The sequence below is a fragment of the Planococcus halotolerans genome, assembly GCF_003289955.1.
GTDB lineage: Bacteria > Bacillota > Bacilli > Bacillales_A > Planococcaceae > Planococcus > Planococcus halotolerans.
Window position 1 is genome coordinate 453,056 of record NZ_QLZR01000001.1, and the last position, 23,918, is coordinate 476,973.

Annotated in this window: 23 protein-coding genes; 3 read left to right on the plus strand and 20 right to left on the minus strand. The window is 48.0% G+C overall.

Translation table 11 applies throughout. From position 1 onward, the window contains the following. Positions 1 to 19: 19 nt before the first annotated feature. The 4 genes from DP120_RS02110 to DP120_RS02125 form a co-directional block, all read right to left on the minus strand. Entirely contained in the window at positions 20 to 745 is a 726-nt protein-coding gene (locus tag DP120_RS02110; RefSeq protein ID WP_112221525.1) for a nucleotidyltransferase domain-containing protein, read from the minus strand. 42 nt (positions 746 to 787) lie between these two features. After that, positions 788 to 1,387 (minus strand): kinase, encoded by a 600-nt coding sequence (locus DP120_RS02115; RefSeq protein ID WP_112221526.1) that lies wholly within the window; start codon positions 1,385 to 1,387, stop codon positions 788 to 790. Positions 1,388 to 1,822: 435 nt separating this feature from the next. Then, positions 1,823 to 2,617, minus strand: coding sequence for an anti-sigma factor (locus tag DP120_RS02120; RefSeq protein WP_112221527.1), 795 nt, complete (start codon positions 2,615 to 2,617; stop codon positions 1,823 to 1,825). Then, positions 2,610 to 3,176, minus strand: coding sequence for an RNA polymerase sigma factor (locus DP120_RS02125; RefSeq protein WP_112221528.1), 567 nt, complete (start codon positions 3,174 to 3,176; stop codon positions 2,610 to 2,612). The genes DP120_RS02120 and DP120_RS02125 overlap by 8 nt, the downstream gene beginning before the upstream one ends. Positions 3,177 to 3,452: 276 nt before the next feature. Between DP120_RS02125 and DP120_RS02130 the strand changes: the two genes are divergently transcribed. Beyond that, positions 3,453 to 4,784, plus strand: a complete 1,332-nt coding sequence (locus DP120_RS02130) for a hypothetical protein (RefSeq protein ID WP_112221529.1) — start codon at positions 3,453 to 3,455, stop codon at positions 4,782 to 4,784. A gap of 24 nt (positions 4,785 to 4,808) precedes the next feature. Continuing rightward, the gene (locus tag DP120_RS02135; protein ID WP_112221530.1) at positions 4,809 to 5,774 is read left to right on the plus strand and encodes a class F sortase; all 966 of its coding nucleotides are present in this window, start codon (positions 4,809 to 4,811) and stop codon (positions 5,772 to 5,774) included. A gap of 84 nt (positions 5,775 to 5,858) precedes the next feature. Here the strand turns inward: DP120_RS02135 and DP120_RS02140 are convergent, their stop codons facing one another. After that, positions 5,859 to 8,138, minus strand: coding sequence for a putative bifunctional diguanylate cyclase/phosphodiesterase (locus tag DP120_RS02140; protein WP_165843695.1), 2,280 nt, complete (start codon positions 8,136 to 8,138; stop codon positions 5,859 to 5,861). Positions 8,139 to 8,559: 421 nt separating this feature from the next. Between DP120_RS02140 and DP120_RS02145 the strand changes: the two genes are divergently transcribed. Then, a complete protein-coding gene (locus DP120_RS02145; protein ID WP_112221531.1) occupies positions 8,560 to 9,180 on the plus strand; it encodes a hypothetical protein in 621 nt (206 codons plus the stop codon). A gap of 62 nt (positions 9,181 to 9,242) precedes the next feature. Here DP120_RS02145 and DP120_RS02150 read toward each other — a convergent pair whose 3' ends face one another. The 15 genes from DP120_RS02150 to DP120_RS02220 form a co-directional block, all read right to left on the minus strand. Further along, complete coding sequence (locus DP120_RS02150; RefSeq protein WP_112221532.1) at positions 9,243 to 10,421, minus strand: iron-containing alcohol dehydrogenase; 1,179 nt, start codon at positions 10,419 to 10,421, stop codon at positions 9,243 to 9,245. Positions 10,422 to 10,425: 4 nt separating this feature from the next. Further along, complete coding sequence (locus tag DP120_RS02155) at positions 10,426 to 10,857, minus strand: MaoC/PaaZ C-terminal domain-containing protein (protein ID WP_112221533.1); 432 nt, start codon at positions 10,855 to 10,857, stop codon at positions 10,426 to 10,428. Beyond that, positions 10,854 to 11,303, minus strand: coding sequence for an FAS1-like dehydratase domain-containing protein (locus DP120_RS02160; protein ID WP_112221534.1), 450 nt, complete (start codon positions 11,301 to 11,303; stop codon positions 10,854 to 10,856). The genes DP120_RS02155 and DP120_RS02160 overlap by 4 nt, the downstream gene beginning before the upstream one ends. Before the next feature lie 16 nt (positions 11,304 to 11,319). Beyond that, positions 11,320 to 12,084: a 3-oxoacyl-ACP reductase FabG gene (fabG, locus tag DP120_RS02165; RefSeq protein WP_112221535.1), complete on the minus strand. Its 765-nt coding sequence runs from the start codon at positions 12,082 to 12,084 to the stop codon at positions 11,320 to 11,322. A gap of 29 nt (positions 12,085 to 12,113) precedes the next feature. Next, entirely contained in the window at positions 12,114 to 12,527 is a 414-nt protein-coding gene (locus tag DP120_RS02170; protein ID WP_112221536.1) for an acyl-CoA thioesterase, read from the minus strand. Positions 12,528 to 12,813: 286 nt separating this feature from the next. Continuing rightward, complete coding sequence (locus DP120_RS02175) at positions 12,814 to 14,442, minus strand: M4 family metallopeptidase (RefSeq protein WP_240611943.1); 1,629 nt, start codon at positions 14,440 to 14,442, stop codon at positions 12,814 to 12,816. Between the two features lie 376 nt (positions 14,443 to 14,818). Further along, a complete protein-coding gene (locus DP120_RS02180; protein ID WP_112221538.1) occupies positions 14,819 to 15,043 on the minus strand; it encodes an HTH-like domain-containing protein in 225 nt (74 codons plus the stop codon). Positions 15,044 to 15,124: 81 nt separating this feature from the next. Beyond that, complete coding sequence (locus DP120_RS02185) at positions 15,125 to 15,481, minus strand: YolD-like family protein (protein ID WP_205854504.1); 357 nt, start codon at positions 15,479 to 15,481, stop codon at positions 15,125 to 15,127. A gap of 175 nt (positions 15,482 to 15,656) precedes the next feature. Beyond that, entirely contained in the window at positions 15,657 to 16,037 is a 381-nt protein-coding gene (locus tag DP120_RS02190) for a YhjD family protein (RefSeq protein ID WP_112221539.1), read from the minus strand. Between the two features lie 117 nt (positions 16,038 to 16,154). Beyond that, entirely contained in the window at positions 16,155 to 17,135 is a 981-nt protein-coding gene (locus DP120_RS02195; RefSeq protein ID WP_165843696.1) for a LysM peptidoglycan-binding domain-containing protein, read from the minus strand. Positions 17,136 to 17,177: 42 nt separating this feature from the next. Continuing rightward, entirely contained in the window at positions 17,178 to 17,627 is a 450-nt protein-coding gene (locus DP120_RS02200) for a DUF4357 domain-containing protein (RefSeq protein WP_112221541.1), read from the minus strand. A 182-nt stretch (positions 17,628 to 17,809) separates the two neighbouring features. After that, positions 17,810 to 19,333, minus strand: a complete 1,524-nt coding sequence (gene glpK, locus DP120_RS02205; protein ID WP_112222293.1) for a glycerol kinase GlpK — start codon at positions 19,331 to 19,333, stop codon at positions 17,810 to 17,812. A 336-nt stretch (positions 19,334 to 19,669) separates the two neighbouring features. Next, a complete protein-coding gene (locus tag DP120_RS02210) occupies positions 19,670 to 21,325 on the minus strand; it encodes a glycerol-3-phosphate dehydrogenase/oxidase (protein ID WP_112221542.1) in 1,656 nt (551 codons plus the stop codon). Between the two features lie 160 nt (positions 21,326 to 21,485). After that, entirely contained in the window at positions 21,486 to 22,988 is a 1,503-nt protein-coding gene (glpK, locus tag DP120_RS02215; protein WP_112221543.1) for a glycerol kinase GlpK, read from the minus strand. Between the two features lie 18 nt (positions 22,989 to 23,006). After that, positions 23,007 to 23,840: an MIP/aquaporin family protein gene (locus DP120_RS02220; protein ID WP_112221544.1), complete on the minus strand. Its 834-nt coding sequence runs from the start codon at positions 23,838 to 23,840 to the stop codon at positions 23,007 to 23,009. Positions 23,841 to 23,918: the final 78 nt, after the last annotated feature.

Below are 23,918 nucleotides of genomic sequence, written 5' to 3' on the forward strand. Positions count from 1 at the left end.
CCTCCTCTGGCTTTTCTGTTTAGCTTTTATCTTTCCCCATCGAAAAGCCTTCAAACAATCTTCCCCCATGCGGCTGCAACACCGTGTCTGCGAGTTCGATGACTTTTTCTTTATTGCCGTGGCGGTAATAATGGTCAAACGCATCCACAAAGCGCGCCGCGAATTCCTTATCATATTCCTTCAACGACCGGACAATCCATTTGGACGCGCCAATCCACCGGCCATGCGTCCGCAATTCGAACTCGGCGATGCCTTCAGCCAAAGTGCCTGCGATGAAGATGCCCTCCGCGCGGTCGCTGCAGCCGATAAAGTCATCGAGCGTATCGGTCAGGAAGTAGCGTTTGGTGCGGATGGCCGCTGCCGTCCATTCCTGTGGACCGTTTGCCAATAAAGCCCGTGCATCCTGCTTGATAGCGTCGATTATACCTGTGTCCCGCAATACCAGCCCTTCATATACCATGCGGGGCATCGATGGCCGTGCCCGCTCCGCGTCACTCTGGAAAAACGCCTGGTATGACGTCAGATTATGGACGAACACTTCGATCGGCCAGTCGAATGCAATCAGCGATTCGCGGTACGAACCCGTTGCGCTCCTGTCGAATACGACAATGTCCAAGTCCGATGTAGCGGTCGCTTCCCCGCGCACTGCACTGCCGGCAAGCAATGCCCCGTCGCAATCCGGGAAGTTTTTGTCTATGAACTTTCGCGCCGCTTCAAGCGGCGCTGTCTTATCGGTGATTTCCATCTTTTTTATCCCCTTTTATGTGTTTGGTTTGTTTGCATGCCGCTAATTCCGTACGATGAAATCTGCATGGCTTTGCGGATTTTGTGACTTCAGATAATGATTTTCCGCTTTCCAGTAGCGGTTCTCGAACTTCGCCAAATTTTGTTGGACTATTGCAGCTTCCCGCTCAATACGCTGCTGTTTCGAACTATCTATATAAATTACATAATCGCAATACCCGCGCCATTCGCGCCTTTGCAGAAATACACCTTCGATAATGATGATGTAGGATTCAGGAAGCGCGACTTTCCGGTTCTCTCGCCGATCTTCCTCCCCGTCGTAAAACGGCAGCGTCAGCTCTTCTGCAGTTTTCAGCCGCCTGAAAAAATGGTCTCGCAGCCAATCCGTTTCCCATTGAAGCTGGTAATACTCATACCATTCCTCTTCGCCGGTCCAGTAGCGCCGCTCCCTTTCGACAATGAGATCATCGAGATGGAAACTGAACGCCGGTATATTTTCACTTTTGTAATTCTCCGCCAGTTTCGCCGTGAGTGTCGTCTTTCCCGACCGGCTCATCCCATCTATGCCTATCACAAGCCGGCCGCCGCTGTCGATTGCCGGCAGGCGTTCCGTAATTTGAGTAATCAGCTCTTCCATTTCCATCTTTCCTTTCAGCCTCTCCTTTACTGTTTCGATTGAAGCCGCGTGATTTCCTTTAAAGATCTTGTTCGATGCGAATAAAATCTGGGATGGGGTTGAGTGAACGGAAAAAAGAGAGTCGGTGCCGCGTTTTTCTCATTATTATATGATTTCTTTGTGAAACGGCTTGCCGTTTGGGGATTTCGGGTTTCATTTTCTTGAAATCTGCTCGATTTGGAGGTGTGATTGTAGTGTTATAAATTATATCGGCGTTCAGGAAATTATTCGGGCGTTCAAAAATTTATTCAGGCGCTCAGGACATTATTCGGGCGTTCAAAAATTTATTCGGGCGCTCAGGACATTATTCGGGCGTTCAGTAAATCTGAAGTCAAATCGCCACCCCGATAACTCCGCTCACAAAAAAACCGACTGCACTCGGCAGCCGGCATTCTCTAAAATTTATATCCCCGCACTCAGTACAACTTCGCCCTGCGGCAATTCGTTGCCAGGCTGCGGTTCCAAGGTGATTGCGATGGTGTCCCATTCTTCAGTGTTATTGTCGATATTGAAGTAAGTGGCACCTTCGCCGTTTGCATTAGTCGTAAATGCGCCGGCTGGAATCGGGTTGTCACCTTCGATGAGCCAGACCTGATAGACCTGGTCGCCTTCAAGTGCGGCAAGCTGTTCTGCTGTAACGACCAGATTGAGCGCGCCGTTTTCTTCTTCGATCACTGCCGCTGTTGCGTCGCCGTCAAAACCTTCGCTCGGCTGCAAGTCAATCGACTGGAATGCCGTCTCCGGCTGGCTCGGTGGTGGTGCCGGTTCCGGCGCCGCCTGCTCCTGTTCCTGCTGCAATTGCATGAAAGCATAAGCGTTGCCGAGCAATGAAAGCAGCAGCACTGCGGCGATCACCGGTGTCCACCAGACCCGTTTTCTCTTGCGGTCGGTTATCGGCACTACTTTCGGAAGTTCGTCCTCTACCTGTTTCTCATTTTTAATAGTAGGACTGACTCTTTCCGTCCCTTCAACAGCTGTGTCTTCTTCCTCTTCTGCGAAAACATTCGACAGGATCCGTGATTTCATTCCCGCAGGCGGTTCTGCAGGGTCTGAAAGATAAGGGAGCTGCCCGGTTGCGTCCGCGATTTCGCGGCATTCGTCACATGTCTTCAGATGTTCTTCGAATTGGCGAGTTTCTTCATCGGATAATGTCCCGCTCAGATAGTCGACCAATTGATCGCAGTGTTCGTTATTCATCGATAGCCCCCCTTTCCTGCATCCCGTGCAGTGTTTTCTTTAGCTTGCTGAGTGCCAGCCGGATCCTGCTCTTGACGGTTCCGAGTGGCAGTCCGCATAATTCGGCGATTTTTTCGTGTGTATGGCCTTTAAAGTAAAACAACTGGATCATCTCCTGCTGTTCGGCTGATAATTGTGAAACAGCTGCCTGGATATGCTCTTTTTCTTCCTGCCATTCAGCCGTCTGTTCGACACTGGACTCGCCGCTCGGCATTTCGGCGACTTCATCCAGTGGCACGGTCGGTTTTTTCCGTTTCCGTATCAGGTCGATCGCGGAATTCTGCGCCATCCGGAACAGCCAGGAAGCGAACTTCCCTTTGCTGTCATCGTATTCGCCGACGCCCCGCCAGATTTTGATGAACACTTCCTGCAAGGCTTCTTCCGCCAAATCACGGTCCTGGGTCATTTTATAGAGAAACGAGAATAGGATCTTTTCGTACCGGTCATACAAATATTCCAGTGCATCTTTGTCTTTTTCGCGGATGCGCGAGTAAAGCAGCGTATCGGAACTTTTCTCCATCGATGTTCTCCTTCAATTCGTGTGTCATAATACTAGCTTACTATACCCTGCCAGATTGGAGATAGTCTCGGCTGGTTTTATTTTCGTAAGCTTATCCATCTAACGTACAAAAGGCGAATTTAGATCAGTTTCGCAATAAATTCCGTGTCGCTTCCTTATATAGAGCACAGCACTTCAGTTTATATAAAACTAATCATATTTTTCTCAAAAAACTGATCTAAATCCCAACTCCCTCCGTTATACATGTAAGAAACCAAAAACAAAGGAGTGTTGAGGATGAAATTCAGAAAAGTTTTAGCCCCGATTTTGGGTACAGCATTATTGATTCCGGGTATGGGAATGGCAGTGAGCGCAGAGGAAGGTTCACCAACAGAAACAAGCGGCGTTGAGCTGCGGGCGACATTGGATTCATTGTTATCCGAGCATTACGCACTGGCAGTCGATTCGATGATGAAAATCTACGATGGTGACGAGGCAGCCGAAGCAGCAATGGCCGCTCTTGATGCCAATGCCGCAGACATGGAGCCCGTAATCGCTTCTGTTTACGGCGAAGAAGGCGGAGCCGCTTTCACTGAAATTTTCGATAAGCACAATACCGGCACGGATGAATACGCAATGGCTGTGAAAGAAGGAGACGAAGCAGCACAGGAAGAAGCGCTTGCTGAAATCCAGTCTTTCGTAGATGAAATGGGCGCTTTCCTCGGAACTGCCACTGAAGGCAACCTTCCGGAAGACGGCGCAACCGCAGCACTTCGTGCACATGAAGATTTTGTGCAAAATACATTTGATCTTTACGTAGCCGGTGATTACGAAGCTTCATACACATCTTACCTTGAAGGCTTCAAACAGATTTTCGGAGCAGGCGGTGCCATCAGTGGTGCAATCGCTGCACAGTTCCCGGATAAATTTACAGACCCGAACACAGCAGCCGGTGATTTCCGTTCGACGGTCAGCCGCATTGCAGCAGAGCATTTCGCTTTGGCGCAATTGAGTATGGCAAAAGGCTATAACGGTGCGGCAGACTTTGACTTTGCCGACTGGGCACAGGATCAGAATACTGAGGAATTCCGCACAGCCATCGTTTCAATCTACGGTGAAGATGCTGGTACACAATTCGCCAGCCTTTGGAATAACGAACATATTTCCGTGCAAAGCGAATTGGCAACTGCACAAGCTGCCGGCAATGAAGAAGAAATCCAGCAAGCACAAACTGCATTGATTGAAACATTTGCATCAGATCTTGGTGCCTTCCTGAGTGGTGCAACAGAAGAACGTTTGCCGCAGGAAGAAACAATTGCTAATATTGCAGCACATGAACAAACTGTTGTTGACACGTTCAGCCAATATGCAGCAGGAGATTTCGAAACATCTTACGACACATACCGTGAAGGCTACACAATCGTTTTTGCTATCGGTAAAGGTTTGAGCGGCGCAATTGTCGACCAGTTCCCGGATAAATTTGAAACTGCTGTTCCGGACAAAATGCCGGCTACCGGCCTTGGCGGTTCAGCTAACCAATCAAACACAATGATGATTTGGGTGGCAATGAGTACGCTGATCCTGTTGGTATCCGGAACAGTGACGTATCGTCAGAGAAGACAGCAATAACCAACAAGGAAAGGAGCATGAGCGATGAGACAATTTTGGACAATGGCAACAGCGGTTATTCTATGCGGAGTGCTCTTCATTATCCTGAGGCCTCTCGCAGATAAACCGACATTTGAAGAAGACATCGCTCAGCTCGACCTTCCTGAAGTGACTGAAGAAGCACCGGCTGAGCTGCTGGCATCCGGTGAAGACATTGATAAGATTGCCGAGTTCCCGATTAAGCCTGCACAACGCGAGAAATTACAGGAATTACAGCAGCAGCGCCAGCAAAGCATCCAGGGCATGGTGCCGGCGCGGGTCGCCATCCCATCCATCGGTGTGGATGCAGCTATCGAAGCGACCGGCATCCTCGAGAACGGTGAAATGGGCGTACCTGAAGACATCAATCAGGTTGGCTGGTTTGAACCCGGCTTTAAAGTTGGCGCTAAAGGCCACGCCGTTCTCGCGGGACATGTCGACAGCTATACCGGACCGGCGATTTTCTATCATCTGAAGAAAGTCGAAGCGGGCGAAAAAGTCATCGTCACAGATAAAGACGGCCGTGAAATGATTTATGAAATACAAGGAAAAACCAGTTATCCGACCGACGAAGCGCCGATTGAGGAAATCTTCGGCCCTTCCGACAGCCGGATGATCAATTTGATCACCTGTACAGGAACCTTTAACCGGGATACCGGCTCCCATGAAGAACGCCTTGTCGTCACTGCGAAATTGATTTCGGACTCTAGCGTTCAGAACAAACAGCCGGAAGCGCCGACGAATGTCACGGCGACTTCGTTCAATGTTGCTTGGCATGCTGTACGAGATGAGGCCATCATCGGTTACCGCGTTTATGAGGAAGATATCGAGACCAGTGAAATGACAAAGATTGCGACAGTGTCACTGTTTGATCGCAAGAAAGTGGAAATTGCGGAGGATGATTCGAAACGCTATTATGTTTCTTCCGTTGATGTCGATTTGAATGAGTCGGAGAAAGCCACTGCGGAGTAAAAGTAATAGCGCCATTAACATTTCCCAAACAGAAAAAGGCCTTCCCATTCATCAGAATGGGAAGGCCTTTTTGATAGCAGTGGGTCAGCGCGCAGTGCCCTGTTCGATTTTATCTGCCATCAATTCAGGGATTTTCATCAATTCTTCGAAATCTTCCGGCGTAACCGGTTTCGAGAACAGGTAACCCTGGCCGATGGTGCAGCCGTGTTCGATGAGGACCTTCATCTGATTTTCGGATTCGATCCCTTCGGCAACAAGGATCATGTCCAGATTCAAGCCGAGGTCGATGATGGCTTTGACCATCGGATTCATGGCGTCAATATCCAATTCGTCCACAAACGATTTGTCGATTTTCAGGGTATCAATCGGCAATTTCTGCAGCACATTCAAAGAAGAATAACCGGTTCCGAAGTCATCGATGGATATTTTAATCCCCATCTGTTGGAGGCTTATAAGAATCCTTTTGCTCTCCTTGATATTCTGCATAATGCTCTCAGTAATTTCCAGCTCCAAATAGCGTGTATCAAGTCCCGTTTTCTTCAAAACCTGCTCGACCGTGTCAAGGAATTTGCCGTGTTTGAACTGGAGCACCGATACGTTGACCGAAACACTGAGCGGCGGATAACCTGCATCCTGCCATTGTTTGTTCTGGCGGCACGCTTCCTCGAGCACCCATTCACCGATCGCCACAATCTGGCCGGTTTCTTCGGCGACCGGTATGAATTCGACCGGGGAAATCCAGCCAAGTTCCGGATGCTGCCAGCGCAGAAGCGCTTCCATTCCGATGATTTTCCTGGTCCCGAGCACTACTTTGGGCTGGTAGTAAAGGATGAATTGATTTTTTTGAACAGCTTTTTTCAAAGCATTTTCAATAGTCATCTTGCGGATCTTTTCCTGGCTCAACTCAACATTGAAGAAACTGTAGCCATTCTTGCCATTTTCTTTTGACAGGTACATCGCTGCATCTGCACTTTTCATCAAATCTTCAGGCGTATAACCGTTTTCGGGATATTTGCTGATGCCGATGCTTGGTGTGATATTAACTTCAAATTCATCAACATCCAGCGATTTATGAAAAAGATTCAGGAGTTTATTGGCGACAGCTTCACATTTTTCATCAGTCGCATCCAGAATGACGATGATGAACTCATCTCCTCCCAGGCGGAACAGCATCATGTTCTTTTCCATCGCCGTCTGCAGCCGCTCGGCAGTCTTAATCAGCACCTGGTCGCCAATGTGGTGGCCGAGCGTATCGTTCACCACTTTAAACTGATCCAAATCAATCAATAAAAGAGCCATCTGCTTTGTTGGATAGTCAGCAAGCAAATTTTCGATTTCCACTTTGAAACTGCTTCTGTTGCGTAAATCCGTAAGTTGGTCATGATAAGCCAAATACCTGTACTGCTCCACCAACTGCCGGTTTTTCCGAAGCACCTGCATCTGCCGGCCAAGTACCAGGCAGAAGGTTACCAGCAAACCCGTACTCAGACCATTGAGGTCATATTGATAGCTATGGACGACCAATACCAGGAGAATGAGAATGCTCAAATACGGAAATGCGGCGTCTTTATCCTTGGCGTTATTTTTCAATGCCCAAACACTGTTGCCGTCGTTGGACTTAGCATAGTAACCCGACAACCCGATGAGTAAAGTCGACAAGAGCCATAAGACGTCAACCAAATGGCCCGGCTGATAGCTTTCCTGGAAAGACACATAGACGTACAGCAGGTCCGCTGCAACCTGGATGAAAAATCCTGTAAGAAGGAAGTTCAGCACATCCTGCTGCTTATTTTTTCGGATCAAGTAATACAAAATGGTAACAGCCAACAGAATCGTCAGGTCCGCTACCGGAAAAATGATGGCCGTCAACGTAATAAGCCAGGAATTCCCGGACAGTTCCAGTACCGGCTTAATCAGATAATGGAAACTGATTGAGCCAACTGTGATCATGAATACCGTGATATTAAAAACATAGGAAGTTCCTGCAAACTCGCTGCTCAACTCCCGGATTTTGGCAACCAGCGCTGCCAGGAAGATTAAATATGAAACAAGCCAGACGACAGAAGAAAGAATTGGTGAATTATATATCCCCTGGCTGAACTGAAGAAAGAGCCAGATCAAATTGCCGCTGGTATAGAAAAATAATCCCGCCTGCAAAAGCAGCCAAAAGGTCTTTTGCCGACGGCCGGCAACGCGGCAAGCTTGAAACAACCAAGTTAAACTGATTATTCCAACGAAGATTTGAAGCACGTTCGTCCCTACGGTAACCAGCCATGGATTGTCTTCGAATGAAAGAATCCAACTGTAAAACAAAGTAATTGCCAATAAAATAAGCGAAACGGGAAATAATATCTGCTTTAACATAGATGCTCCCCCTGAGTGTCCGAAATCATAACAAGTCTGAAATTGGTTTATATATAAACCTATCAATAAAAAGTTATATGAGGAATCTTAATACCCTATGCCAGAACTTTGCTCTGCACTCCCCATCTCATAAAATTAATTTCTCCAACCGGAATACTAAGATTTATAATACACGCTTAGTAAGAATAAGTATAACCGTTATTATGACAAAAATATAGAACTTTTATCACTCTTGCAATATAAGGAATTAAAGTCAATGGACCTACTAATTTCGGGAAACGAAGAAATACAAATATATCAGAAACACAATCATAAAAAAGTGTCTCTTCTACTTTATCGGCAGGTTTCCATAAAAATTGACTTCTATTTTTGACATTGCTACCTTCAATATAAGCTCTCAGAGCAAAAACGAGGTGAAGAAATGATTTTCTTAATCATCTGGCTGCTGCTGATCGTCTATGCCCGTTACCTGGCACCCGGCACCGGCGCCAACAATCCGATTTTCCCGGAACTGTTCAACGGCAATATCGGCGCAATCGACCCGCTCGTCTTTGCCGTGTTCAATTCACTCGGCATTTTTCCGATGGTCTTTCTGACGATTCTTTTGCTCAACGATAAACAGCGCTGGCCGGCGTGGCCGTTCGCCTTGCTGTCATTTGGCATTGGCGCATTCTCGCTGCTTCCGTATTATGCGTTCGGCAACAAAAAATCCGGCAAAAAACTGCGCACGCCTCGCTGGCTCGTCCGTTTCCTCCGCTCCCGCTTCTGGCTCATCGTCCTCATCATCATGTGGACCGTCAATTGGCTGACGCTGCTGCAGGGATTTTCGTTCGCTGATTACGTCGATTATTTCTTTGCCTCGAGCCTCGTGTCAGTCATGACCGTCGACTGGCTTGTGCTCTACGGCTTGTCCATTTACACTGTCCACCGATTTTATCCGGACGCCCGATCCAAAGGATTGGCGTGGGTGCCGATTATTGGGCCGGTTCTGGTGCTATTGAGGAACAGGGATTTGCTCAGGAACCGGAACCGGCTTTATTGAAAATAAATTCTCTCCAAACGAAAAGGAGTGCACAAATTCAATGTGCACTCCTTTAATATCGTTCAGCTTTTCTCTCTAACGACACCTTCATAAGCAATCCGGTAAATCGCATAGATATCGTCCCGCTCCAATTGCATCGGGCTTCTTGCCAGCAGGCGCTGCTGTTTGACCGCATCTGCCGTCAGGCTTTCCAGCGCTTCTTCGGTGATGCCGAAACCCTGCAGCGACAGCGGAATTTCTACATCCGCGACGAGACGCTTCAGTTCTTCCACACATTTCAGAGAATCTTCTCCATTATGCTGTTCCGATAATGTAAAGCCCATCGCTTCGTAGATGTCGCGCATCCGTTTTTCGCAGCTTGGACGGATATAGCCCATCACATAGGGCAGCAGCACTGCATTTGATTCGCCGTGGGAGATATGGAATTGCCCGCCAAGCGGATAAGCCAGCGCATGGACGCCCGCTACACCTGCGTTAAAAAAGGCCAGCCCCGCAAGAAAACTGCCGTAGCTCATATCAGAACGCGCTTCCTTATTGCTGCCATCCGTAACCGCCGTACGGATGGAACCGCTGATCAGCCGGATCGCCTGCAGCGCCAGCCCGTCCGTAACCGGATTGGCGTTCACCGAAACGTACGCCTCGATTGCGTGCGTCAATGCATCGATTCCGGTAGCGGCCGTCACTTTAGGAGGCAATGACACCGTCAGCGCCGGATCGACAATGGCTGCATCGGGCAATAAATAATCGTGCGTCACTACGTCTTTCGTTGTCGTCAGGGAAAGGACCGCAATATTCGTCACTTCCGAACCCGTGCCGGAAGTCGTCGGTATCAAAATTTTCGGCAGCCCTTTATGGGTCAGCGAACGTGTGCCCGTCAGGTTCAAATAATCCGCCACATCACCTTCATGCGTTGCCAGAACCCCGGCTAGCTTTGCCAAATCGAGCGCGCTTCCCCCGCCCAGCCCGATGACCAGATCGAATTCCCGCTCCCGCGTAAAACGCACCAGTTTTTCACCCACTTCTAGCGGCGGTTCCGGAACAACTTCCGTATAAAGTTCAGCCTGAATTCCGGCTGCCGCGAGCGGCTCTGTAACCTTATCTGTAATTCCCAGTTTCTCCAATAACGGATCCGTCACGACAAGAATTCTTTTCGCATCAAACCGTTTCACTTCATCCATCAAATGATCGAGCGCTCCCCAGCCCGTGTAGCTGAGGGGCGTAAAGGTAATTTTAGCGGACATGCGTTCAACTCCCTTGAGCAGCTGGCGGCTGGTTTTTCAGTACAGCAAAAGCCAGACTGCCGGCCAGCACTTTTTTCCCGTCCTGATTGACAGCTTCAACATCAAAAATCTGCTTTTCACTGTCCTTCTCTTTCAATTTCGCCTCCAACGAGACAACATCTCCCAGAAACACCATTCCTTTAAACCGGATCGAATAAGTCTCAATAAAACCTTCCCCCAAATAAGGAGTGAACAGTTTTGCCAGGTTCCCCATCGTCCACATGCCGTGCGCAATAATGCCAGGAAGTCCTGCATGTTCCGCTTCCGCGTCAATTGTATGTATAGGATTGAAATCCCCGGAAGCCCCTGCATACTTGATCAAATCCAACCGGGATACCGGCTCCAACTGAATTACAGGCAGCGTTTCCCCCACTTCCATCTGTCCGATTCCGCTCATCTCTCCATCTCCTTCCGGGCAGCCTCATTGATGATCACAATCCGCTCCTCCGTGAAAAGGAGCTGCTGTTCGGCGTCTTCCCCGTAACGGGTCAGGATCAGAAAGCCCATCTTCCCGAAATTGCCGGTCCGCTCGTAATACTCTTTCACTTCAATCCAGCAATGGACTTCTTCCCCCACAAAAAGCGGGCGGGTATAGACATAATTCTGCTCGCCGTGAATTAATCCTTTCGGTGGCAGGTTGAGTCCCGGAATCGAACCGCTGTCGAAAGTGACCGGAAACGTCGGTGGTGCAATATTTCTGCCGTAAACAGACTGCTTCCCCGCTTCTTCATCGGTGAACAGCGGCGAATCATCCCCTATCGCTTCCGCGAATTTCTTAACCGCGCCACGTTCAATTACGTTTTTCGTTTTCTCTGACTTTCTGCCGATCATCTCTTTCAGCATCCGCGCATCCCCTTTCTCAGTTTCTCGGTCCGCCCGCGACATACAATACCTGTCCGGATACAAAAGAAGAACGTTCATCCGCGAAAAACGCTACGGCATTCGCGATGTCTTCCGGCTTGCCGCTTCTCCCGACAGGAATCGTCGCCACGTTCGCTTCGACGAAGCCATCAAACGGCACGCCCATGCGCTCAGCCGTCGCTTTCGTCATATCCGTTTCGATAAAGCCCGGCGCCACAGCATTGGCCGTCACCCCGAACTTGCCGAGTTCAATCGCCAGTGTCTTCGTGAAGCCTTGCAGACCCGCTTTGGCAGTCGCATAATTCGCCTGTCCTCTGTTTCCGAGTGCCGAAGTGGAAGAAATATTAATGATTCTTCCGTATTTCTTGTCGATCATGTATTTCTGTACTGCACGTGTCGCATAAAAGGCGCCTTTCAAATGCACATCCATGACCGTCAGCCAGTCTTCATCCGTCATCTTGAACAGCATATTATCCCGGATGACGCCTGCATTGTTCACCAGAATATCGATGGAGCCGAAATGATCGTTCACTTCCGCCACCGCCCCTTCCACTTGCTCTTTTTCCGTAACACTCGCCACTTTCGTATAAACGGAATAGCCTTTTGCCTCCAACTCATCTTTAGCAGCGGCCAGCGCTTCCTCGTTGATATCGATAATCGCGACATTTGCCCCTTCTTCCGCAAAACGTTCAGCGATTTGCCTGCCGATCCCTCTGCTTCCTCCTGTAACCAATGCTGTGCGTCCTTCAAAATTCTTCGTCATGCCAATTCCCCTCTCTTTGAAAATAAAGATTATCCTTCTTCATCTGTTTCATTATGTAATAAATGCTTGCCGAGCTCTTCCCGAATCGAATCCGATATCCGCTCTGCTTTTTGCGCCTCCAGATTGAAATTCACATACGTAACCTTGCCTTCCGCGCATAAAATATCATTTTGCCAAATCTCTTCATACAGCTCCAGACTCGAATTGCCGATGCGGCTCACCCAGGTTTTGACCAGCACATCCTGCCCAAAATAGATTTGGCTCTTATACGCCACATTCATATTCAAGATGATCATCTTCCAGTTCTTAAATGAATGATCCGGTGTAAACAGCTTGAAAATCTCATTCCGCGCCGCTTCAAACCACACCGGCACCGTCGTATTGTTGATATGCCCTACTCCGTCCGTTTCGGACACCCGGGGCTCAATCATCTTTTCGTACATGGCGGACCTCCTCGACATAAAATATCTGTTTAATTTTTCTGACAATTAATTACTTTTTCAATATACAGGAAGCGTTGGGGGCAGTCAATTTAACAAGCACGGTCAATACCCGCCTTGGTAACTGGTACTTTAAAAATAAAAAAATACAGAAAACCGGATGTGTAAGAGAAGCCTCCTGCACATCCGGTTTTCACTGTAATTCTACAAGCTATTAAGTTGGAGGACCTTTCACTTCACATAACACGGTCTGTCCTTCTTCAGAAGTGAAAGCCTTTAACACATTTTTTTATTCGTAAATTCCCACACTGTCAAAGCCGTCTGCTGTGGCTGCAGCTTCTGCACTTCCTTCTCCGTAAAGATCAACTGCAGACTGGATAGCCGCTTTGCGTGCGTCACTGAAGTTTGAAGTCGGTGTCAGGTAAACAGTCAAAGTGCGATAAAAAATCTGTCCCAATTTTTCTTTTCCGATTTCTTCACCAATCAGGTAAGCCGCATGGTTGGTGATGGAAGAATTGATATGCACGCCTCCATTATCGAGGGATCTTGGCAGATCATAGAATTCATCCATATGCGAAGGATACTTCCCTTCTCCATTCCCGTAAGGCACGTAATCTGCATTCACCGGGTATTTGCTCGGATCACTCAAGCTGCGCAAGGAAACTCTTCCATCTTCCTTGGCATCCGGCCCCATGATATCCTCGCCGACTTCCCAATCGTCCGCGTCAACCAAAGTTCCGAAAATATCAGCAAACGACTCATTCAATGCGCCTGACTGGAAACGGTATTGAAGATTTGCCGAATTTGAAATAACACCGTGCGTCATTTCATGAGCCGCAACATCCAGTCCCGCTGACAATGGCACCATGAACAAACCGTCCCCGTCTCCATAGGTCATCTGCCGTCCATTCCAGAAAGCGTTATTGTAATTGTCGCCGTAATGAACATAGGAAATGATGGCCATTCCGTTGTCGTCCAGCGAGTTTCGGTCATGTTCATCATGGAAATATTCATAGACTTGTTCCGAATTATAATGTGCATCCACTCCAGGCCGCAGGTATTCATCTTTCCACGACGCACTGTGGTGTGTCATTATTTCTCCGTCATTTGCGTCAAAAGTATAAATGCCCTCCAATCCTTCGTGTGATTCATCGGACAAGCTGAATACTGTACCTTGGCCAGATTGGTTCTCCTTTGTCGTATGTATTTTGCGCTGATCGCCCAATACACCGGTTCCCACGGATTGATGGATGTCATCTGCATGCATGATGGCATTATACTGATCGATCACTTCGCCGCTGTTTGCATTCACGAACACAAACCAGTTACCCGGCTTTTCCCCAAGGAAATTGACATTCACTTTATAAGCTAAATGGTTTTCCCCATCGAACGGATAAACGACCAGTTCCGACACAGGATTATACTCGAGCTGTTCCGGCGCTTCTACCGCTTTTTTGGCCGCCTGCACTGCTTTCATCACGCTTTCGGAAGGAGTGGTGTCAATCGCTTCTTCCTCTACTCCCGGGAAATGACTGCCGTTCACAGAGACCAGCTCATCGTTTTCACTGTAATGGACCACTACTTCAGCACCTTCCACAGGGACCCCGTTTATCGTTTGGCTGAAACGCACATGGGTCATGCCGAGCGAATCCTTTTCTGTCTCTTTTTGTTTCAGGTTTTTCTTCGGATTCTTCAATCCTGTTTTCTTCTCGTTTTCTTCCAGGTAATCAAGGGCGTTTGAAGCATTACTGGAAGTCCTCTTTTTCGCAAATTTCTCCTTTACAAAAATCGGGACATTCGCATTTTCATTCCACGTTTTATCCGTTGGCTGCGCCAATACATTGGTGGCGGTAAATGAGCTGGCTACAAGAGCAGAAGATAAGATAACCGGTACAATAAATTTTTTCTTCAATTTCATTCCTCCCTCGCTTTGATAGCTTCAGTATAAGGAAGTGAAATTCAACTTACAATAATAAACAGATAATTATTTATATTTGAAATATTTTACCTATTAAAATACTTCGATAACCGAACCTTATTACTCAATGGTAAAAGAAGGAAATCAGAGAAATAGAAAATACTGGTATAAAAGGCTTACAGAACCTTTTCAAAAATATAAAGAAGGGATTGCCCAGCAGGCAGCCCTCCTGATCGATTAACGTAACCCTTACAATCTCATCAAGCACTATTTCACCTTCGGCTTACTGGATTGGTTAAATAAGATATAAAAATTTAAAAAGCTACCTCAAAGAAAGTTTATTCTCTGAAATAGCTTAATCTAAGCAAGAAAATACTTAGACATTGGTGGAGACATATTTAGATAGTTTAATTCCTTTACTGACTTCTGTGGCAAAAGAGGGCTTCACCTTTGAATGTGCCAAAATCCCTTTTACACTTAAATTATTTCTTTTTATCTCTTCTCCATACTTAATACCGAATAAATGAATATATGTTACTTTATATCCTTCTGGTGCGGATTTGTACATTTCTGATAAGATATCCCCTAAACGTTTTTCCATGGCAATTCTCCTATTCTCTTATTTAATATCCCCCTTAGATTAATTCGATTATTAACTTATGTTCTCCTCCTTTAAGCTTATCTAGTCGATCAACGTAACCCCCACAATCTCATCCAGCACCAGCCGCTCCCTCCCGAACGGACTTTCATAGACCAGTTCGCGTTGCGCCACATCGATGCGTTCGATAACTCCGCGATGCTTGAACAGCTGCTTGTCCCTCCAGGTCTCGATCAGCACTTCGCATTTCCGCTTCAAGGCGATATCGAGTTCCTCCTGGATCAGCTGCAGATCAAACTCATCGAGATCCGGTTTCGGCACCTGCTCATCTTCTGCGTACCATTCGCGCAGCATCTGGATATGCTCCGGCAGCATCAGCCCCTGCCATTTGATATTCCCCCGGTCTTTGATATCGCCCTGCATCTTGAATTGATTGTTCATCTTCTTCACTGCGACCACCCCCTGTAAAAATAAGAACATTTGTTCTTATTCTATACCACATAATAGAGTGCAGCAATCCTTTGGGGCAAATAAAGAACATCCTCTTATTCATTCCCAGAATTCTTATTCGAGCGTTGAGCAATATATTTTAGCAAAACAAAAACCCTCTTCCTGATTACGGAAGAGGGTTTTCCAATGACCCAGCCAATGACAAGTACATACTGATCAATTCTTCGGTTCGATTCCGTAATTGAAAATGCATATACTTCCGGTGGTCTTCATAGCCGTTGTAGTAAAACACATACTCTGTAAACAGATCATCTTTCTTGCCCTTAAGTATTCTAAACTGCTGTTTTTTCATATAAATTTTGGTGATTCTCAAATCGTTTTCAGCACATTTTATCGCTTGGTCAACCAGTTGCAGGTAAGGACGTTTTAATTTGAAAGGCATACTGTCAATTATTCCCCTGTCTTTATGTAAGATCGTGAGAACAAACGGCAGGTAAATCATATTCTCAAAATGAAGGATAAGGTCTTTCGACATTAAAGGAGTCATGTAAAATCCTCCTATTACAAGAACGTTTGTTCTTATAATATACCATATAAGTGCACGCGACAATCCTTTTTGCCAAATTAAAAGCCCCTCAGCTGAAAATGAGTGGCTTTTGGTCCTTTATTTCATAAAAATCTTGGCACCGGTCGACGGCGCAACATAAATATTCCGATAGCCTCTGCCCGTTTCAATCGTCGCAATATGCGCTTGCGGATAGCCCAGTATCTCATATTCCAGTCCTCCAAACTTTGCCGGCGTCAAACTCCAGTCGCTGTTCTTCGAAACCGGCGACACGTCCAGCCGGTACGTCTTCCACGTCTTCGCCGTTTTCGGCAATAAAACAAATTCCTTCATGGCGATTTGCCGGTTCGGCACCTTTTCAGCCGCTTCTTCTTTTGAAGCGGCTCCTTTTGCCTCACCCAGCTTAATGACCTGCCCGATCCGCAAAGCGCGGCTGTCGACGCCCGGATTCGCCGCCTCCAAATCCACCACGGAGATGCCGTCCATATTATTCGCGATGTTCCAGAACGTATCGCCTTCCTGGATCGTATAAGTCGCCGGCACCGGTTTGACCAGCGCCTGCTGGTTCAGGAATTTGAAAGCCCCTTTATAATCAAACACGCAGCAAGCTTTCCAGCTGTAGCCCGGCATCTCGTGATGCGATTTGTCTTCGCGGCCGGTGCCGTCCGCCACTAGCGCCGCCTGCAATTCATCGATTGTCTCTTTAACAAAATCCCGCATGCGTTCATTGCGGTAATCCCCGGCCACGCAAATGCCAAGCGAATAATCATTGGCGTTTCCGACATGATACGTGCGCCGGTCAAAATCATGCGCCCACACGATCCGCGCCCGTTTCCCGCGCGGCGTCTGGATCACATTTTTCGGCTCGATGATAATCGCATACGCAATCCCCGGCCAGCCGTTTGCTTCTATATGATAAGCCGCAAAACTCGCTGCATCGGAGCCCGCCAGATGCGACAGCGTCAGCGAATGATGCCAGACGCGGGTGGTGATCCGCTTACTCCGCGCGCCGTAATTCTGCTCCTTCGGAAGATGGCTGCGCATATCCATAACATTCGGCAATGCTAAAAAGTTCTTCATAACTAACCTCCAAGTTTTTAGTTTAACCTTATGCTGCATTCCTTATGTCGTTTTCTTCCCTTTCCAGCCGTGCGGCCCCTTCGCCCAGCCGCCAATGACTGTTCCCATCGCCGACCTTACCGATTCGAACTCATAATCTTCCATTAAAAACAGCTGATTATGCAGCGGAATCAGCAATCCTTCCAAAATCAGCTTTTCGCGCAGCTTTACATACTTCTTTGGACATTTCGCCGTAGTCGACGCCGCAAACTTCGACCCTTTATGCACCACAAACTGCTCGCCGGCATAATAACCGGTGGCATCCGCTCCCCTTTTCGAGGTGATCGCCAAAATCTCCGGCAGCCCTTCTTCCTCCACCGCCATCAGCAGGAGCCCGGCATCGAACGGATCCAGTAATGTCTCTTCCCGTGTCGCTTCATCCAATTCAAAAAACTGATAAAGCTCGCCGTAATCCGGATGCGTGATTCGTTTTACAAACTGCGTTTTCGTCATTTTTTCATCTCCTTTGCAGGCAAGATTCCTAAAAAGGTGCCTATACTCCCTATATAGATAATTAGGCGATAATAGGATACTTTTTCTGCACTTTCATTGAATAAAAAAAAGAGACCGATTTGCACCCGCAGATAAAAATCTGCAGATGATTTCGGTCCCCTGAATTCTATAGCCGGCGCTTATTAGGCGATCGGCGCTTTTTGTGCCGTTTTTTGTTTAAAAGTTCTTGTGGATTCAACCGCTTGCTGCCAGCCGTTATAAAGCTCTTCGCTTTGTTCGGTAGGCATTTCACGGTTATAGGTTTTTTCGACCTGCCATTGCTTGGCGATTTCTTCTTTATCTTTCCAGAAGCCGACGGCCAGCCCCGCCAAATAAGCAGCGCCCAGTGCTGTCGTCTCCTGAATGACCGGACGTTCCACCGGCACATCCAAAATATCACTTTGGAATTGCATCAGGAAGTCATTGGAAACTGCTCCGCCGTCAACGCGCAAAGTTTTGAGTTCAATCCCGGCGTCTTTGATCATGACATCTACGACATCCTTCGTCTGGTAAGCGAGTGATTCAAGTGTCGCACGGACAAAATGTGCTTTGGTCGTGCCGCGCGTCAAGCCGAAAACCGCTCCGCGTGCATCTGTGTCCCAATAAGGCGTTCCAAGTCCCACAAATGCTGGCACCATGTACACGCCGTCCGTCGAATCGACCGATGTGGCGTAGCCTTCACTTTCCGGTGCAGTATTCAATATTTCCAGCCCGTCTCTCAGCCATTGAATCGCAGAACCGGCGACGAAAATACTGCCTTCAAGCGCATATTCCACTTTGCCGTCGACGCCCCACGCTAACGTCGTCAGCAAACCGTGATCCGAAACGACACCTTCCTCGCCCGTATTCATGAGCATAAAGCATCCCGTACCGTAAGTGTTTTTCGCCATCCCCTTATCGAAGCAGGCCTGCCCGAATAAAGCGGCCTGCTGGTCGCCGGCAATGCCTGCAATCGGCACTTCGTGTCCGAAGAAATGATAATCGACAGTATGGGCATAGACTTCAGACGACTGGCGGACTTCCGGCAGCATGCTTTTCGGCACTGTCAGGATCTCGAGCAGTTCTTCATCCCATTCCAAGTCGTAGATATTGTACATCAGCGTGCGGGAAGCGTTACTGTAATCCGTGATATGCTCTTTGCCGCCCGACAGTTTATAGACAAGCCATGAGTCGATGGTACCGAACATCAAATCGCCGTTTTCCGCTTTTTCACGTGCGCCTTCCACGTTGTCCAGAATCCATTTGACTTTCGTGCCGGAAAAATAAGCATCGATCAGAAGACCCGTTTTTTTACGGAACAATTCCTCGTGCCCCTGCTCTTTCAGCTCTTTGCAGATTTCACTGGTCTGGCGCGATTGCCAGACGACCGCTTTGTAAATCGGCTTTCCGGTATTGCGGTCCCATACCACTGCTGTTTCGCGCTGGTTCGTGATGCCGATTCCGGCGATTTTGCTAGGGTCCACATCCGATTTCCGCAATACGCCTGCCATACAAGCGAGAACAGATGTCCAGATTTCATTGGCGTCATGTTCCACCCAGCCCGGTTTCGGAAAGAATTGTTCAAATTCCTGTTGGGCTGTTTCGACAATTTCCCCTTTATGGTTAAACAGTACTGCACGTGAACTTGTCGTTCCCTGGTCGATGGACAAAATATAATCTTTAGTCATAGTGAATTCCTCCTCAAATGGATTTTTCTGCAACGTGATTTTCATTTCTTCCGTTTTCATTTACTAAACTGAACGGCCAGCAGGAGAACGTCTATCTCCTTCTCTGTTTAAAGCAAAAAGCCCTGCAACACAAAAAAATTCACACTCAATGAAAGTTCTCCTTAAAAAAGAAGGACTCATTGATGTGCGAATCTCAGGTCTCCAACACAGCTCTTAACTTGTTGTCTTTAAAGTTACACGTAAAAGAAAGCGCTGTCAATCCCTGTTCTGAATATTTGAGCAAGCAAAAAGCAGCCAATTTTTCTTCGGCTGCTTCTTGTCTATATTTTATGCTGTTCACCCAACCGGATTCGTCGCTTCGTACAACAGCACATCCAATTCTGTTGTATAGCTTTGAATTTGCTGCTCTGTCCATCCAAAGCTTTCCGCCATATGTGCAATGGCCACTTCTTTGAAGGTGTACACAAACTGGATATCAAATAATAATGCTCCAGTCCGGCGGACGAAAAAGTCTACCGGTTTATAAGCCGCTTCATACTCCATCGCGTAACGGAGCATTGCAAATACCAATGGATCCAGACCTGCCTGTGCCGCTTCTTCGCGTCTGCCGGCGAACAATCCCAGCACCTGGTCGACATTGGCACCGTAACGGCTTGTCAGCATAGCAGCTGTTTCCTGGTTCAGTCCCATTGCCATCGCCTGCTGTTCGCGGTCAATGCGGAACGATTTGAATCCTTCCGACCCGCCGACTTCACCGCCGGAAATCGGCAGATGCTTCGTTGAGACTTTCGGGAAACGCAAATCTTGTTCTTTTCTTAATTGCTCCGTAACCAGGTCAATAATGCTTTCGCCCATTTTCCGGTAGCCGGTCAACTTGCCGCCAGCGATGGAAATCAACCCTGAATCTGAAATGAAAATTTCGTCTTTACGTGATATTTCTGAAGGATCTTTGCCTTCCTCGTGGATAAGCGGACGCAATCCTGCCCAGCTCGATTCGATATCTTCCTCGCTGATAGCCACTTCCGGGAACATGAAATCGATCGCGCGAAGTACATAATCACGGTCAGCACGTGTCATCGTCGGATGTGCAATGTCTGCTTTGTAAACGGTATCCGTTGTACCGACGTACACTTTGCCTTCACGCGGAATAGCGAATGCCATCCGTCCGTCCGGCATATCGAAATAGATGGCCTGCTTCAGCGGGAAACGCTTGCCGTCGAAAATCAGGTGGATCCCTTTTGTCAGCTGCAGCGTTTTGCCTTTTTTCGAATGGTCTTTTTCCCGTAATGTATCGACCCATGGGCCGGCTGCATTGACGATTCTTTTCGCAAAGATTTCATGGATGTCCCCGTTTGTCTGGTCTTCCATGCGGATGCCGACCGCTTTGCCGCCGTCATAGATGAAATCGACGACTTTAGCGTAGTTTAATGCAAGAGCCCCTTTTTCAACTGCTTTTTTCATTACTTCAATGGTCAGGCGCGCATCATCTGTTTTGTATTCCACATAATAACCGCCGCCTCTCAAGCCCTCTTTTTTCAGTAAAGGTTCGCGCTTCAGCGTTTCTTTGCGGCTCAGCATTTTTCTGCGCTCTTCCCGTTTGACGCCCGCCAAAAAGTCATAGACGCGCAAGCCGACGTTCGTGCTCAACGGACCGAACGTACCGCCTTTGTAAAACGGCAGCAGCATCCATTCCGGCGTTGTCACGTGAGGGCCGTTTTCATAAACGATTTCACGTTCCTTGCCGACTTCAGCCACCATTTTCACTTCAAACTGTTTCAGGTAACGCAAACCGCCGTGCACCAATTTCGTTGAACGGCTGCTGGTGCCCGCTGCGAAATCCTGCATTTCCACCACTGCCGTTTTGACGTCTCTGACACTCGCGTCCAAGGCGATACCGGCACCCGTAATCCCTCCGCCGATCACCAATAAATCCAAAGGTGCGTTTTTCATGGCACCGATTGTTTCGCTGCGTTTCAAACTTGAAAATTTCATCAAAAATCTCTCCTCTTCCATATATAAGATGCTCTATTCCGTTCTGTACCTGTAATCTCCACAAAAAAGAGAGACCACGGCACAGCTGCAGAATTTCTTCTGCTGAACTGGCTTGGTCTCTCATTATCTCCGGCCTGTGATATTAACTTGTAAAGTTGTTTTACTTTACCGGTTTGAATGTGCGCGTTGACGCAACTGCATTTTGCCAACCGGTATAAAGTATTTCGCATTCTTCTTCCGCCATATTGCGGTTAAACGTTTTTTGGACTTGCCATTGCTTGGCGATTTCTTCTTTATCTTTCCAGAAACCGACGGCCAGACCTGCCAAATAAGCAGCGCCCAGTGCTGTCGTTTCCTGGATGACCGGACGTTCCACCGGTACATTCAGAATATCGCTCTGGAATTGAATCAGAAGATCGTTGCCGACAGCTCCGCCGTCAACACGCAATGTTTTGAGTTCGATTCCTGCATCTTCTATCATAACATCTACAACGTCTTTTGTCTGATAGGCGAGTGACTCGAGCGTTGCCCGGACAAAATGCGCTTTTGTCGTGCCGCGTGTCAAACCGAAAATCGCCCCGCGTGCATCGGTATCCCAATACGGCGTTCCAAGTCCCACGAATGCCGGCACCATATAGACGCCGTCCGTTGAATCGACCGACGCCGCAAGCGCTTCGCTTTCCGGTGCGCGCTCAAGAAGCTCAAGACCGTCACGCAGCCATTGGATTGCAGAACCGGCGACAAAAATACTGCCTTCAAGCGCATATTCGACTTTACCGTCGACGCCCCATGCCAATGTCGTAAGTAAGCCATGGTCTGACTGAACGCCTTGTTCTCCGGTATTCATCAGCATAAAGCATCCCGTACCGTAAGTGTTTTTCGCCATCCCTTTTTCGAAGCATGCCTGTCCGAACAAAGCAGCCTGCTGGTCACCGGCCATACCGGCGATCGGCACGTTATGGCCGAAGAAATGATAGTCGATGGTTTCCGCGTAGACTTCAGACGACTGGCGTACTTCCGGCAGCATGCTTTTCGGCACTGTCAGAATCTCCAAAAGTTCATCGTCCCATTCCAAATCGTAGATATTGTACATCAACGTGCGCGAAGCATTGCTGTAATCGGTCACATGCTTTTTGCCGCCCGACAATTTATAGACGAGCCACGAGTCGATGGTGCCGAACATCAAATCGCCATTGTCCGCTTTTTCGCGGGCGCCTTCCACATTGTCCAGAATCCATTTGACTTTCGTACCCGAGAAATAAGCATCGATCAGCAGACCTGTTTTTTTGCGGAACAATTCTTCGTGCCCTTGCTCTTTCAGCTCTTTGCAGATTCCATCTGTCTGACGAGACTGCCAGACGATCGCTCTGTAAATCGGTTTGCCGGTGTTGCGGTCCCAGACCACTGCTGTTTCACGCTGGTTCGTGATGCCGATTCCAGCAATTTGATCAGGCGTGATTTCCGACTTGCGGAGCACATCCGCGATACAGGCTAAAACAGACGTCCAGATTTCATTGGCGTCATGTTCCACCCAGCCCGGTTTCGGGAAAAACTGCTGGAACTCCTGCTGTCCCGTTTCGACGATTTCCCCTTTATGATTAAACAGTACGGCCCGTGAGCTTGTCGTACCCTGGTCGATCGATAAGATATATTCTTTCTTCAAGTCGCTCTCCTCCAACATCTATGAAACCGTAGTTTCTTCTAATTGCTCTGCCTTCTGGCGGCTTGTTCTCAATTCTGCAACTGCAGCGGTCAATAAAACCGATAAGAAGACTGCGCTCAGTATCCAAAATGGCAATCCATATGCATTTGTAAATATGGCTTTGTAGAAAACGGCCCCGTAAATACCGCCAAAAACCGGTCCTACAATAGGAACCCAGGCATATGACCAGTCTGAATCGCCTTTACCGGGAATCGGCAATAAGGCATGGGCAATTCTCGGCCCCAAATCACGCGCGGGGTTGATGGCATAGCCTGTCGTTCCGCCGAGCGACATGCCGATCGCGATGATCAGCGCACCGACGATCAATGGATTCAAGCCTTCTGTAAATTCGTTGGCTCCGATGAACAGGAGTCCCATGACCAAGACAGTGGTCCCGATAATTTCACTGACCAAATTGGAAAGCGGCCGGCGGATAGCGGGAATTGTCGCAAAAACAGCCAATTTTGTCGTCTTGTCTTCTGTCCGTGACCAATGCGGCAAATAATTGAAAAACACGATGGCCGCACCAATAATGGCACCGATAATTTGAGCCGCTATGTAAACAGGAACTTTTGCCCAAGGCAATTCTCCAATAGATGCAAAACCGAGTGTAACAGCGGGGTTTAAATGTGCGCCGGAAAAATTCCCTACCGCATAGACGCCCATTGTCACAGCAAGCCCCCAGGCAATGGTAATCACAATCCAGCCGCTGTTCTCCGCTTTCGAATCTTTCAAAACGACACCGGCCACAACGCCGGCTCCAAAAATGATCAAAATCATCGTTCCGATCACTTCCGCTAAAAATTCAGTCACAATAATCTCCTCCAGGATAGTCAGTCCAGAACCCGAAAAACACAAAAAAACCGCACGAAACGGACAAATTCCTCATCA